Raw genomic sequence first — 13,779 nt, 5'->3', positions numbered from 1 at the left:
ACGAACAAGGGCCGCTCCGTGGAGCGGCCCTTTTCTTTGGTCCCTACCAGATCCGCGAGCGCTTCTCCGGAGGCAGGTAGAAGGCGTCGCCGGGCTTCACGCCGAAGGCGGCGTACCAGGCGTCGACATTGCGCGTCGGGCCGATGACCCGGAAGTTCGACGGCGCGTGCGGGTCGGACGCCATCTGCTGCTTCAGCGAATCGTCGCGCGACTTGTCCTGCCAGCTCTGGGCGAAGGCCAGGAAGAAGCGCTGGTCGCCGGTCATGCCGTCGATCACCGGAGCCGGCTTGCCCTTCAGGGAGGCGTGGTAGGCGTCATAGGCCACCTGCAGGCCGGCGAGGTCGGCGATGTTCTCGCCCATGGTCAAGGCTGGGTTGATCTTCATGCCCGGCACCGGCTCGTAGGCGCCGTACTGCCCGCCCAGCACGCCGGCCTGGGCGTCGAAGCGCTTGGCGTCCTCGGCCGTCCACCAGTCGCGCAGCTTGCCGGTGTCGTCGATCTTGCGGCCCTGGTCGTCGAAGCCGTGGCTGATCTCGTGGCCGATGACCGCGCCGATCGCGCCATAGTTCACGGCCGCGTCAGCCGCCGGATCGAAGTAGGGGGCCTGCAGGATGCCGGCCGGGAACACGATCTTGTTCTCCAGCCCGCCGTTGTAGGCGTTCACCGTCTGAGGAGTCATGGCCCACTTGCCGTGGTCGACCGGCTTGCCGAGATCGTTCAGCGTATGTCGCCACTCGAACGCGCCGCTGCGGCGGACATTGCCGTAGAGGTCGTCGACGTCGAGCTTCAGGCCCGAATAGTCGCGCCACTTGTCGGGATAGCCGACCATCACCGTCATCTTCGAAAGCTTGGTCAGGGCGGCCTGCTTGGTCGGCGGCGCCATCCAGGGCGCCTTCTCGATCCGAGCCGCCATTGCCACCTTCAGATTGGCGATCAGCTCGACCATCTGGGCCTTGGACGACGGCGGGAAGTACTTGGTCACATAGGCTTGGCCGACCAGTTCGCCGAGGCTGCCGTCGACCAGTTGCACGCCGCGCTTCCAGCGGGGACGCAGCTGGGTCTGGCCCGACAGGACCTTGATGTAGTCGAAGCGGCTGTCGACGAAGCGCTTGGAGAGGTAGGGCGACATCTCCAGGACGCCCTGCACGGTGCGCCAGGCCTTCAGGGTTTCCAGCGGCGTGTCGGCGAACAGCTTGGCCAGGTCGCGGACCGCGGTCTTCTCGCCCAGCACGACCTGGCTGCGTCCGGTGATGCCGGCGGCGGCCAGATAGTCGGTCCAAGGCACTTCCGGCGCATAGGCCTGCAGCTCGGCCATGCTGACGGGGTTGTAGACCTTGTCGATGTCGCGGCGCTCGGCGACCGGCCAGCTGACCTTGGCGACGGCGGTCTCGAAGGCGATGACGTCGGCGGCGGCCTTGGCCGGGTCGGCGTAGCCGGCCATCTTCAGCGCCCGCTCGGCGAAGGCCGCATAGGCCGCCAGCTGCGGCTTGAAGCCGTCGGTCAGATAGTAGTCGCGGTCAGGCAGACCGAGGCCCGACTGGCCGATGTAGAGCGTGTTGAGCTCGGGGTTCTTGGCGTCCGGATAGATGTCCAGCGAGAACAGGTCGGGGCCGAAGCCGCCGTGCGCTTGGCCCATCGACTTGGCCATATCGGCCTTGGACGAGACGGCCTGGATGGCCGCCAGGTCGACCTTCAGCGGCGCGTCGTCGACCTGGTCGACCTTGGCCTCGTTGGTGAAGCCCTTGTACAGCGCGCCGATCGGGGTCGAGGCGTCGGCCGTCTCGATCAGGGTGCGCAGCTGGTCCTGCGAGCGGTTGTAGACGTCGTAGCCGACGCCGGCCGAGGCCTGGTCGGCGGGGATGGTCGTCTTCTTTTCCCAGGCGCCGTTGGCGTATTTGTTGAAGTCGTTGCCCGGCTTCACCGCCGGGTCGCGGGCCGTCAGGTCGACGCCCCAGGCGCCGTACATCGGCTTTTCGGCGGCGAAGGCCGCGCCGGAGATCGCTGCCCCAGAAAGAGCTAGCGTCGAAACGGCGGCCAGCAGGAAGATGCGCATGTGTAGGATCCCAAACCCCTCAGAAGGGCGGATGCTGTACCAAGCGCGCGGGCGGCGCAGATGAATTTCCCGTAATGTGAGAACAGGGCGCTCGAGCGACCAAAGGGTGGGGACCTACGACCTCAGGGGTATTTCCACTGTCGCATTTTGGTGGTCTGATCACCTTCAACAAGTGGTCAGGCCAGGCTGGCGCGTGGAGGAAATGATGGACGATTTCGCGAGCCGCCGTGCTTTCCTGATGGCCGCCGGCGTCGGCGGCGCCGCTTTGGCGGGAGGCGAGGCCATGGCCCAAACGGCGACCCAGGGGGCTGTGCGGGAGGTGGCTGGGCCCGGCCCGGTCGTGACCCCTCGACACAAGATCAGGTTCGCGGTGATCGGCCTCGACCACTACCACATCATGAGCATGACGGCGGCGGTGAAGCGGGGCGGCGGCGAGTGCGCGTGGGTCTACGCCTACAATAGCGACGCCAAGCAACTGGCCGACTTCAAGAAGCAGCATGGCGACGTGCCGGTGGCCCGGGGCATCGACGAGATCCTGCAGGACAAGTCGATCCAGCTGGTCGCCGCCGCTCCGATCCCCGACCAGCGCACGCCGCTAGGCCTGAAGGTGATGGCGGCCGGCAAGGACTATCTGGCCGACAAACCCGGCATCATCACCCTGGAGCAGCTGGCCCAGGTCCGCGCGGCGGTGAAGAAGACCGGCCGCAAGTACGCGATCATGTATTCCGAGCGCCTTGAGGTCCCGTCGGCGATCAAGGCGGGCGAACTGGTCCAGTCCGGGGCGATCGGCAAGGTGGTCCAGACCGTCAACCTGGCGCCGCACCGGATCGGCACGGGGCGACCGGACTGGTTCTGGGACAAGGCCCGCTACGGCGGCATCCTGACCGACATCGGCTCGCACCAGGCCGACCAGTTCCTGTTCTACACCGGCAGCAAGACCGCCAAGGTCGTGGCCAGCCAGGTCGGCAACCTCGCCAATACCGGCCATCCGAAATTCGAGGACTTCGGCGACATGACCGTCGTCGGCGACGGCGGCACGGGCTATGTCCGGGTCGACTGGTACACGCCCGACGGCCTGGGCGTGTGGGGCGACGGGCGGCTCTTCATCCTCGGGACCGAGGGCTATATCGAGCTGCGCAAGTACATCGACCCCACGGGGCGACCGGGCGGCAATCACCTGCTCATCGTCGACCGGAAACAGGCCCGCTACATCGACTGCAACCAGGTCGCCCTGCCGTTCGGGCCGCAGTTCGTCAACGACATCGTCGAGCGCACCTCCACCGCCCAGGACCAGGATCAGGCCCTGCTGGCCGCCGAGTTGGTGCTGACGGCGCAGAAGGCCGCTTCCAAGCCGGTCCTGGGGTGAGGGCGATGACCATGAGCAAGCTTTCCCGCCGGGCCGTCCTGGGCGCTGGCATCGCCTTTCCGACCATCGTGCCGGCCACCGTGCTTGGCCAGAACGCGCCGTCGAACCGGATCAATGTGGGGGTCATCGGCGTCGGTCGCATCGCCCGCGGCCACGACATGGCCGAGACCTTCAAATACGACCACGCCCAGATCCTGGCCGTCTGTGACGTCGACTCCAAGCGCCTGGCGCTGGGCAAGCAACTGGTCGACGAGACCTATTCCAAGAAGTTCGGCCGCCCCTGGGACAGCGCCCGGACCTATGCCGACTATCACGAGGTTCTGGCGGCCAAGGACATCGACGCGGTCATCATCGCCACCCCCGACCACCAGCACGCCATCCTGGGCGTCCACGCGGTCAAGGCCGGCAAGGATGTCTATCTGCAGAAGCCGGCGGCCCTGACCATTTCCGAGGGGCGCAAGCTGGCCGACGCCGTCGCCGCCAGCGGCCGCATCCTGCAGATCGGCTCGCAGCAGCGTTCGGACAAACCCTGGCCGCAGTTCCGCCGCGCTTGCGAGCTGGTCCGCAACGGCCGCATCGGGCAGTTGAAGCATGTCGAGGTCGGCCTGCCGGGCGATCCCTCTGGCCCCGAAGCGCCGCGGCAGCCGATCCCGCCCAACCTGAACTACGACGCCTGGCTCGGCTCGACGCCGGAGGCCTATTACACCGAGATGCGCGTGCATCCGCAGGACTCGTTCGAGCGGCCGGGCTGGCTGCGCTGCGAGCAGTTCGGGGCCGGCATGATCACCGGCTGGGGCTCGCATCATGTCGACACCGCCCACTGGGGCATGGACATGGAGCACTCGGGCCCTGTCGAGATCTGGGGCTCGGCCGAGTTCCCGACCAGCGGCCTGTGGAACGTGCACGGCAAGTTCCTGACCCACGCCCGCTACGCCAATGGCGTGACCATGGACATCTCGGGCGACTTCCCCAACGGGGTGAAGTTCATCGGGACCGAGGGCTGGATCTTCGTGACGCGCGACAGCGGCGTGACCAGCAGCGACCCGACCGCCGGCGCCAAGCCGACGCCGGGCCTGAGCGCCAGCAATCCGAAGATCCTGGAGAGCACGATCGGGCCGAACGAGATCCACCTGCGCCGGTCCGAGGAGCAGCACGGCGACTGGCTGGACTCGATCCGTAGCCGCAAGCCGCCGGCCGCGACCGCCGAGGTCGGCCATCGCGGATGCTCGACCTGCCTGCTGCATCACGCGGCCATGAAGACCGGCCGCCGCCTGCACTGGGACCCGAAGACCGAGCGGTTCATCGGCGACGAGGCGGCCAACGCCTTGCTGAGCCGCCTGCAGCGCAAGCCGTACACGTTCTAGGAGGATGCCTATGATCACCAAGCGAGACCTGGCCATCGCCTTCGGCGCCGCCGTCCTGACCTTGGCGAGTGTCGCCGTCGCCCAGGCGCCGAAGCCGGCCCTGATCGGCCCGTCGGTCTGGCGCTGGGACGAACTCAAGCCCCACGACACCGATGTAGGCGCCTACGCCCAGGTCGTTCGTGCGCCGACCGCGACGCTGGACGAGCTGGAGATCCACGTCACCACCCTGAAGCCGGGACTCAGCTCGCACGCCCCCCACACCCATCCCAACGAGGAGCTGGTCATCATCCGCGAGGGTGAGGTCGAGGTGCTGTCGGACGGGGTCTGGAAAAAGGTCGGGCCGGGCGGAGTGGTGTTCAACGCTAGCAACAGCCCGCATGCGCTGCGGAACATGGGGGCGGGAAATGCGGTGTATCACGTTGTGAACTGGAAGGCCGCCAAACCCACCAGCTAAAATCCCTCGTCATCCCGGACGGCCGATAGGCCGATCCGGGACCCAGGGGCCTCGCGCGCCGCCCCTGGGTCCCGGCTCTACGCTACGCTTCGGCCGGGATGACGAGTGGTTTTAGGAACGCCCACGCCTCGGCCTTCTGCGCGAACGTCCTCGCCGCATGGGCCGGAGAGGACGAGGGCAGGGCGATCGTTGCGACTCGCTCCCCGATCAGCCGCCCACCCAGCTTCGCCGCCGTGCCGCCGTTGAAGGCGACGGCTCGTAGCGCGGGCAGGGTCTCAATGAGTTGGAGCAGATCATTCGCCGCCGGATCGCGGATCGCCGCATCCAGGCTGCCGGGGCGCTCGGCCTCGGCGATGACGTCCCAAAGGCCGACGCCACGGGCCAGCAAGGCCGCCAACCGCGCTTCGTAGGCCAGGGGAACGAGGGAGGCGCCGAGCACGCCCTCCATCAGTCGCCAGAAGGCGTTCCTGGGATTGCCATAGTACTGCTGGACAGCCAGCGAGGCCTCGCCCGGCAGGCTGCCCAGGATCAGGACGCGAGTGTTCGCATCGACGACCGCCGGGAAGCCCGCCTTGCGAACCATTGGGCGTTTTAGCCCTGTTCCCCGAACACGCGCTTGAAGATCACGTCGACGTTCTTGGTGTGATAGCCGTAGTCGAACAGCTCCTCGAGCACGCTGTCGGACAGCGCCTTGGAGACCACCGGGTCGGCCTTGAGGAAGTCGATGAACCGACCCTCGCCGCGCCACACCTTCATCGAGTTTCCCTGGACCGCCGCATAGGCGTCCTCGCGCGACACGCCCTCTTGCGTCAGGGCCAGCATGACACGCTGCGAGAACACCAGGCCGCCCAGCTTGTCGAGGTTCTTGGCCATGTTGTCGGGATAGATGTTGAAGCGCTCGATGACGCCGGCCAGGCGGCGCAGGGCGAAGTCGAGGTGGATGGTGGCGTCGGGGCCGATGCCGCGCTCGACCGACGAGTGGCTGATGTCGCGCTCGTGCCAGAGGGCGACGTTTTCCATCGCCGGGATCACGGCCGAGCGGACCAGACGGGCGAGGCCGGTCAGGTTCTCGGTCAGGATCGGGTTGCGCTTGTGCGGCATGGCCGACGAGCCCTTCTGGCCCGGATCGAACGGCTCTTCGGCTTCGAGGACCTCGGTGCGCTGCAGGTGACGGATCTCGGTGGCCAGGCGTTCGACCGACGAGGCCACGACGCCCAGGGCCGCGAAATAGGCCGCGTGGCGGTCGCGCGGGATCACCTGGGTCGAGACCGGCTCGACGGCCAGGCCCATCTTGTCGGCGACGTGCTGTTCGACGCGCGGATCGACATTGGCGAAGGTGCCGACGGCGCCCGAGATCGCGCAGGTGGCGATCTCGAACTTGGCCATCGCCAGGCGCTCCTTGGCGCGCTGGAACTCGGCGTAGTAGCCGGCCAGCTTCAGGCCGAAGGTCAGCGGCTCAGCGTGGATGCCGTGGCTGCGGCCGACGCAGACGGTCATCTTGTGCTCGAGCGCGCGGCGCTTCAGGGCGGCCAGGACCAGGTCGACGTCTTCCAGCAGCAGGTCGGTGGCCTTGCTCAGCTGCACGGCGAAGCAGGTGTCCAGCACGTCCGAGCTGGTCATGCCCTGGTGCAGGAAGCGGGCTTCGGGACCGACGATCTCGGCCACGTGGGTCAGGAAGGCGATGACGTCGTGCTTGGTGACGCGCTCGATCTCGTCGATGCGGTCGCTGTCCCAGACCGCGTCGCGGCCCTTTTCCCAGATCGTCTCGGCGGCGAGCTTCGGGATGGTCCCGATCTCGGCCATGGCGTCGGCGGCGTGGGCCTCGATCTCGAACCAGATCTTGTACTTGGTCTGGCTGGACCAGATGGCGGCGGCTTCGGGGCGGGCATAGCGGCTGATCATGGGGCGGCCGTTTCGGCCCGACCGCCCCGGGAGTCAAGGGAAGAGGGTTATTACTTAGCTCGCGCGAGGGAGATGCTCCCCTTTCGGGGGAGCTGTCGCGGAGCGACTGAGGGGGCTAGCTGGACGTCTGCCGCGCTGCCCCCTCCGACCCTCTGGGCCACCTCCCCCAAAAGGGGAGGATCTTGGTTCGCTTAAGCCCCCGCCCGTTCCTTCATGTGCTTCACGAGCCCGATGCTGGCCAGGGCGTAGTGCACGCCGGCCCAGGCGTAGAAGCACAGCGAGACGATGATGCCCTGCTGGGTCGAGCGGGCCGTGGCGCCGGCGCAGGCCCGGGCGAGCTCCATCGCCGAGCCCTTGGGCGCGAGACCGCCGGGGCAGCTGGTCGTGAAGCTGGCCGCGCCAGGATCGCCGAACGAACCGAACAGGGCGGGGAAGATGCCGCTCGAGGTCGGGTGGTTGAAGTTGAACTGGGCCAAGTGGTCGATCAACCAGCCGGTGAAGACCGGTCCGCCGCCCAGGGCGATCAGGTTGAGGAAGAAGAACAGCAGCGCCGTGGCGGTCGCCCGGCGGCGCGGCTCGACCGAGTTCTGTACGACCGCGAAGGTCGGGGCCAGGTAGGTGTAGTGGAAGATGCCCGGGATCAGCAGGATCAGGGCGGTGGTCTGCCAGTTGGTCTGCAGATAGGCGCTGATATAGATCGGCGTGCAGACGATCAGGCCGATGGCCGGGGTCAGGGCGTACCACTTCAGGCTCTTCTTCCCGGCCCAGTCGGTCAGGAAGCCGCCGACCAGGGTGCCGATGCCCGCCGAGAAACCGCCGACCAGGCCGACGATCAGGCCCACCTGGGCCAAACCCAGGCCATAGGTGCGGACGAAATAGGGCGGCACGAACGCGCCCGAGCCGTAGGAGCCGAACGAGGCGATGGTCACGCCCAGCACCATGTGCAGCACCGGCCACTTGCCGAACAGGATCTTGGTGACGGCCCAGAGCTCGGCAAACTCCACGGCCAGGGAGAAGGCGGGCTTGGCGGCCGGTTCGACCACGACGTCCTCAGCCTCCAGCGGACGCTCGACAATCTCCGAGTGGCCGCGCGGCGGCTCCTTGACCACCAGCTTGACGATCAGGGCCAGGATGATGCCCGGCAGGCCGACGATGACGAAGGCCACGCGCCAGCTGAACTCCTGGGCCAGCCAGCCGCCGGCCACCGCGCCGAACATCGTGCCCAGCGGGATGCCGAACGAATAGATCGACAGGGCCGAGGCGCGCTTCTTGGGCTCGTAATAGTCGCTGATCAGCGAGTGGCTGGGCGGCGAGCAGCCGGCCTCGCCGACCCCGACGCCGAAGCGGTAGAGGGCCAGCTGGGCGAAGCTGGAGGCCGAGCCGCACAGGGCCGTGAAGCCCGACCAGATCACCAGCGACAGCGAGATGATGCTCACCCGGTTCCAGCGCTCGGCCAGACGGGCGATCGGGATACCCAGGAGCGTATAGAGCAGGGCGAAGTAGAGACCGCCCAAGAGGCCCAGCTGGGTGTCGGTCAGCTTGAGGTCGACCTTGATGGCCTGACCGATGGTGGCGATGATCGTCCGGTCGATGAAATTGAAGGTGTAGGTGGCCAGCAGCAGCCCCAGCACCGTCGCCTTGTATCCGTTCGAATAAAGCGGCGGCTCGCCGCCGGACGCACGCGCGTCGGCCATCCTGAAACTCTCCCTTCAAACATTTGTTCTATTTCTTGAAGGGACTGTAGACGCAGCGGAAGCCGAAGCGCCAGAGGCTAAATTCAGGCCTCCGGCGCTCCCGAATGGACGTCGATTTCAGCTCACCATGTCGCCCGCGATCGTGTGGCGCGCCCGCCAGAACAGCCAGAAAGACACCAGGCCCAGGCCCGCCGAAACCATCAGCGCCCAGCGGACGCCCTCGGCCGATCCCAGGCCCAGCGGCCCGGCGAAGAAATCGCTCATCAGGCCCACGACGACGGGCCCCAGGCCCAGGCCGACCAGGTTGATGATGAACAGCAGCAGGGCCGAGGCGGTGGCCCGCATCGACGGATCGACGATGCTCTGGGCGGTCGCATAGACCGGGCCGTACCACAGGGTGCCCAGCAGCACGGGAACGACGAGCAGGGCCATGGCGGGCACGGCCTGGGGCAGGTTGATCGCCGTGATGTAGAACGGGATCGCCAGCAGCGAGGCGAAGGCGGGGACGACGACATAGGCGCGGATGTCCCTGGCGCCGTAGCGGTCGGCGATGACGCCGCCCAGCCACGCCCCGATCACCCCGGCCGTGCCGCCCATCAGGCCCAGGGCCAGTCCGAGGAAGCCCGCCGACTTCAGCCCGAACATCGCCGCCAGGCTGGCCAGCTCGGCGGTGTGGTTGCGGAAGAAGAACGAAGCGGTGAACGGCGCATGGCCATAGCCGATGAAAGCCTTGATCGCCGCGGCGAAGGCCACCAGCCAGAAGGTCTTCTTGGCCATCAGCACCGCCAGGGCCGCGCCGAAACTGATCGGCTGCGAGGCGCGGGCGGCGAGGTCGGCCGCCAGCTTTTTGCGCGGCTCGACCAGGGTGAAGGCGGCGATCAGGGCGAACAGCACGCCCGGCGCGCCGGCGACCATGAAGGCCACCCGCCAGCCATAGGCGTCGGCGACCACCCCGCCCATGGCCATGCCGACCAAGGTCCCGAGCGGCGTGCCGATCGAATAGAAGGCGATGGCGCTGGCCCGTTTTTCCTTCGGCACGTAGTCGGTGATCAGCGAGTGGCTGGGCGGGGTGCAGCCCGCCTCGCCGACGCCCACGCCGATGCGGGCCAGGATCAGGTGCCAGAAGTTCTGGGCGAAGCCGCTGAGCAGGGTGAAGAAGCTCCAGGCCGCCACGGAGAGGCCGATGATCATCGGCCGGTTCTTGCGCTCGGCCAGGCGGGCGATCGGGATGCCCAGCACGGTGTAGAAGATGGCGAAGGCCAGGCCCGTCATCATGCCCAACTGCCAATCGGCCAGGCCCAGCTCCTGCTTGATCGGCTCGGCTAGGATGTTGACCACCTGCCGGTCCAGGAAGTTCAGGGTGTAGATGATCAGCAGCACCCAGAGCGCGTAGCGGCGATAGGCCGTCGAGACAGGCGCGATGAGCGGCGCCGGCGTGGCGGTGTCCGCCATGAGCTCTCTCCCTCAAACAACTGTTCTAATCGTTGAGGCCACCTTAGACGCACGCTAAGCCGAAACGCCACCCGGCAAATGCGCCAAGGGAAGGCGAGCCTAGGAGAGCGCCATGGAACTCGTGATCGGCACCAAGCGGTGGTCCAGCTGGTCGCTGCGTCCATGGCTGGCGCTCAAGCATACGGGCGCCGCCTTCGAGGAGGTCGAGGTCGAGCTGCGCCAGGGCGAGGTGACGACCGCCGAGATCGGCAGGATCTCACCCAGCAAGCTGGCCCCGGCCCTGCGGGACGGCGACCTGGTGGTCTGGGACTCGCTGGCGATTTGCGAATATCTGGCCGAGAAGTTCCCGGAAGCGAAGCTGTGGCCGACCGATCCGGCCTTGCGGGCGATGGGCCGTTCCGTGTCGGCCGAGATGCACTCGGGCTTCCAGGCCCTGCGCGGCGAATGCCCGATGGCGCTGGAGGAGGCCCCGCGCAAGCTGGACCTCTCCGAAGCTGTCCAGAAGGACGTGCGCAAGATCGTCGACCGCTGGAACCTGTTGCTCGAGCGCTCGGGCGGACCGTTCCTGCTGGGCGAATGGTCGATCGCCGACGCCTTCTACACGCCGGTGGCGACACGCTTCCGCACCTATGGCGTCGACCTGTCGGACCATGGCGACGCCGGCGCGGCCAGCGCCTACTGCGAGCGCCTCCTGCAGACGCCAGAGTTCCTGGCGTGGGAGCGGGCGGCTCTTGCCTAGATCGGCCTAGATCGGGCGCCTAGAGGCCGGTCGGGACGCCGTTGGTGACCGGCGGCGGCTTGCAGCGACCGGCCCGGGCCTGGACCACGTAGAGCAGGGCGCGGCCCTGGGCGAAGCTGCTGTGCTCGGCCAGCGGGTTGGTCGGCTGGCCTGTCGTCAGGCTCAGCGCCTGCTCGCCGCTGGACGGCCCGGCCTGCCCCAGCGAGGCCTGGTTCCAGCGGCTGAGGGCGGGGGCGCATGCGGCGATGACCGCTTCGGCCACGACCTCGGCGCTGTCCTTCGAGCCGGCCAGACTATAGGCCCAGCGCCGCGTGCACTCGTCCACCGGCGTCGATGGGTCGGCGGCCGCCGTCGCGCCGGCGTTGCTGTTGGCGTTGAAGTCGGCGCAGATCTTGGGATTGGCCATGCCGTTGGGCGGCTCCTCGCACGCGGCCAGACCGAAGGCGGAGAGAGCGAGAACGGCCATCACGGGCTTGCGGATCATCGTTTGATTTCCCTGGTGTCGCCGAAGGTCAGTGGGGGCAGATTTGGACGTCGCGCTTCGTCAGGCGGCTGCGATCGTCGTAGTACGAGATCGTCGCGTTGCGGCAGGCGCCGCCGCTCGCGGCCATGGGCGCGGAGACCTGCTGGAAGGTCCCGTCCCGGACCTCGCCGCTGGCGACCGGATTGCCCATGTGGTCGTAATAGACTTGGCGCACCGGTTGCGGCTGGGCTCGCGGCGCGGACGCGCGCGGGGCGGAGTCGTAGTAAACCGTGCGGGTGCTGCGGCAGCCGCTCTTGCCGACTTGGCGACCGACCAGCGCGCCACCGACGCCGCCGATCAGCAGGCCCGTGCCGCCGCGCTTGATCGCATTGCCGACCAGGGCGCCGCCCAGACCGCCAATCACCGTGCCCGTCGCCTTGCGGCTGCGGCACGAGGCGGCGTCCGCGTCGGTGGGCGTAAAGGTCGGAAGGGCCATGGCGCTGATGGCCAGGCCGATAACGATGAGACGAGCCATTTTTGTTCCTCGCCGGGTGAAGTCCCTCAGGCGTCACAACGCGCTCGGCGTCCGGAAGGATGCGCGGGAGTGTCGGCGAGGCGACTTCGCGAGTGTCCGCCCAGGATCGAAAGGCGTACCGGCGCCGGTCTCCGCGACCTATCGTCCCGGATTCACAATTAACGCGGATTCACCACGCCCGGGGAGGCCGCCTTAACCATCCCGCCCCATCCTGTACTGAAATGGGATCGCCCGAGTGGCGCGAGAGGGGGGCGTATGGCCCAGCACGTGGAAACCTTGGTGATCGGCGGCGGCCCGGCGGGCCTGACGACCGCCTACACCCTGGCAAAGGCCGGGCGTGGCGTCACCGTGCTGGAGATGGACCCGACCTATGTCGGCGGCATCAGCCGGACCGTTGACTACAAGGGCTTCAAGTTCGACATCGGCGGTCACCGCTTCTTCTCGAAGAGCAAGGAGATCGTCGACCTCTGGAACGAGATCCTGCCCGACGACTTCATCGACCGGCCGCGCCTGTCGCGGATCTATTACCGTGAGAAGTTCTACGCCTATCCGCTGAAGGCCTTCGAGGCCCTGGCCAACCTGGGCGTCTGGACGGCGACCAAGTGCATGGCCTCGTTCGGCTGGGCCAAGCTGAAGCCGATCGCCAATCCGACCACCTTCCACGAGTGGGTCCGCAATCAGTTCGGCGAGAAGCTGTTCTCGATCTTCTTCAAGACCTACACCGAGAAGGTGTGGGGCATGAGCTGCGACGAGATCTCGGCCGACTGGGCCAGCCAGCGCATCAAGGGCCTGGACCTGGCCGCCGCCATCATCGACGGCGTCAAGCGCTCGCTGGGCGTCAAGGCCAAGGCGGGGGACGGTTCGCCCAAGACCCTGATCGAAAGCTTCCGCTATCCCCGCAAGGGCCCCGGCATGATGTGGGAGGCCTGCGCCGAAAAGATCACCACCCTGGGCGGCCAGATCCACATGGGCCGCAAGGTCGATGGTCTGCACTACGACAAGCTGGCCAAGATCTGGACCGTCTCGGTCTCCTGCGCCGACGGCAAGAAGGAGATCTATACGGCCAATGACGTGGTCTCCTCGGCTCCGATCCGCGAGTTGATGCAGGCGGTCAGCCCGACCCCGATCAGCATCTTCCACGCCGGCGAGCTGATGTATCGTGACTTCCTGACGGTCGTGCTGATCGGCCGCCCGCAGAAGGAGCTGCCGGACAACTGGATCTACATCCACGACCCGTCGGTGAAGGTCGGCCGCGTGCAGAACTTCCGCTCGTGGTCGCCCGAGATGATCCCGGACGGCGTCTCGACCTGCCTGGGCCTGGAGTATTTCTGCTTCGAGGGCGATGGCCTGTGGACCACCTCGGACGAGGACCTGGTCGCCCAGGCCAAGCGCGAGATCGCCAAGATCGGCCTGATGAACCCCGACGAGGTCTACGACGCCTGCGTGGTGCGCCAGCACAAGGCCTATCCGGTCTATGACGACTCCTATGCCGAGCACATCAACATGATCCGCCTGGATCTGAAGCTGCACTTCCCGGGCCTGCACCTCGTCGGCCGCAACGGCATGCACAAGTACAACAATCAGGACCACGCGATGATGACCGGCCTGCTGACGGCCGAGAACATCATCGCCGGCGAGATCGTCCACGATGTGTGGGCGGTCAACGAGGACGCCGAGTACAGCGAGGCTGGCGTTTCCGGGGCCCGCGAGGCCCTGCGCAGCGAACGCGCCGTCCCGAAGAAGGTCGCCGCCTGATC

The 13,779-nt window shown here is 67.4% G+C and carries 12 protein-coding genes; 5 read left to right on the top strand and 7 right to left on the bottom strand.

Annotation, left to right across the window (positions count from 1 at the left end; genetic code table 11):
• Positions 1 to 43: 43 nt before the first annotated feature.
• Positions 44 to 2,053 (bottom strand): M13 family metallopeptidase, encoded by a 2,010-nt coding sequence (locus AC1RRV_RS04670; RefSeq protein ID WP_492858415.1) that lies wholly within the window; start codon positions 2,051 to 2,053, stop codon positions 44 to 46.
• A gap of 205 nt (positions 2,054 to 2,258) precedes the next feature.
• Here AC1RRV_RS04670 and AC1RRV_RS04665 point away from each other — a divergent pair, with 205 nt between their 5' ends.
• From AC1RRV_RS04665 to AC1RRV_RS04655, 3 genes are read left to right on the top strand one after another with little or no spacing between them, the layout of a single operon-like run.
• Positions 2,259 to 3,419 (top strand): Gfo/Idh/MocA family protein, encoded by a 1,161-nt coding sequence (locus AC1RRV_RS04665; RefSeq protein ID WP_492858414.1) that lies wholly within the window; start codon positions 2,259 to 2,261, stop codon positions 3,417 to 3,419.
• A gap of 11 nt (positions 3,420 to 3,430) precedes the next feature.
• Positions 3,431 to 4,783, top strand: a complete 1,353-nt coding sequence (locus AC1RRV_RS04660) for a Gfo/Idh/MocA family protein (RefSeq protein WP_492858413.1) — start codon at positions 3,431 to 3,433, stop codon at positions 4,781 to 4,783.
• Between the two features lie 10 nt (positions 4,784 to 4,793).
• Positions 4,794 to 5,237 (top strand): cupin domain-containing protein, encoded by a 444-nt coding sequence (locus AC1RRV_RS04655; protein WP_492858412.1) that lies wholly within the window; start codon positions 4,794 to 4,796, stop codon positions 5,235 to 5,237.
• An 82-nt stretch (positions 5,238 to 5,319) separates the two neighbouring features.
• Here the strand turns inward: AC1RRV_RS04655 and AC1RRV_RS04650 are convergent, their stop codons facing one another.
• The 4 genes from AC1RRV_RS04650 to AC1RRV_RS04635 form a co-directional block, all read right to left on the bottom strand.
• Positions 5,320 to 5,820: a DNA-deoxyinosine glycosylase gene (locus tag AC1RRV_RS04650; protein ID WP_492858411.1), complete on the bottom strand. Its 501-nt coding sequence runs from the start codon at positions 5,818 to 5,820 to the stop codon at positions 5,320 to 5,322.
• Positions 5,821 to 5,828: 8 nt separating this feature from the next.
• Positions 5,829 to 7,139: an adenylosuccinate lyase gene (gene purB, locus AC1RRV_RS04645; RefSeq protein WP_492858410.1), complete on the bottom strand. Its 1,311-nt coding sequence runs from the start codon at positions 7,137 to 7,139 to the stop codon at positions 5,829 to 5,831.
• A 191-nt stretch (positions 7,140 to 7,330) separates the two neighbouring features.
• Positions 7,331 to 8,833 (bottom strand): spinster family MFS transporter, encoded by a 1,503-nt coding sequence (locus AC1RRV_RS04640; protein WP_492858409.1) that lies wholly within the window; start codon positions 8,831 to 8,833, stop codon positions 7,331 to 7,333.
• A 117-nt stretch (positions 8,834 to 8,950) separates the two neighbouring features.
• On the bottom strand, positions 8,951 to 10,285 hold the full coding sequence (locus AC1RRV_RS04635; protein WP_492858408.1) for a spinster family MFS transporter: 1,335 nt from the start codon (positions 10,283 to 10,285) through the stop codon (positions 8,951 to 8,953).
• Between the two features lie 112 nt (positions 10,286 to 10,397).
• Here AC1RRV_RS04635 and AC1RRV_RS04630 point away from each other — a divergent pair, with 112 nt between their 5' ends.
• Complete coding sequence (locus AC1RRV_RS04630; protein ID WP_492858407.1) at positions 10,398 to 11,024, top strand: glutathione S-transferase family protein; 627 nt, start codon at positions 10,398 to 10,400, stop codon at positions 11,022 to 11,024.
• Positions 11,025 to 11,043: 19 nt separating this feature from the next.
• Here the strand turns inward: AC1RRV_RS04630 and AC1RRV_RS04625 are convergent, their stop codons facing one another.
• Both AC1RRV_RS04625 and AC1RRV_RS04620 read right to left on the bottom strand, forming a co-directional pair.
• A complete protein-coding gene (locus tag AC1RRV_RS04625) occupies positions 11,044 to 11,508 on the bottom strand; it encodes a hypothetical protein (protein WP_492858406.1) in 465 nt (154 codons plus the stop codon).
• Positions 11,509 to 11,536: 28 nt separating this feature from the next.
• Positions 11,537 to 12,022, bottom strand: a complete 486-nt coding sequence (locus AC1RRV_RS04620; protein WP_492858405.1) for a glycine zipper 2TM domain-containing protein — start codon at positions 12,020 to 12,022, stop codon at positions 11,537 to 11,539.
• Positions 12,023 to 12,277: 255 nt separating this feature from the next.
• Between AC1RRV_RS04620 and AC1RRV_RS04615 the strand changes: the two genes are divergently transcribed.
• Positions 12,278 to 13,777, top strand: a complete 1,500-nt coding sequence (locus tag AC1RRV_RS04615) for an NAD(P)/FAD-dependent oxidoreductase (RefSeq protein ID WP_492858404.1) — start codon at positions 12,278 to 12,280, stop codon at positions 13,775 to 13,777.
• The last annotated feature ends 2 nt before the right edge of the window (positions 13,778 to 13,779 follow it).

This window comes from Caulobacter sp. GW821-FHT11E10 (assembly GCF_058808375.1).
The sequence above is the reverse complement of the archived record's forward strand: the minus strand, read 5'-3'. Positions and strand labels throughout refer to the sequence as shown.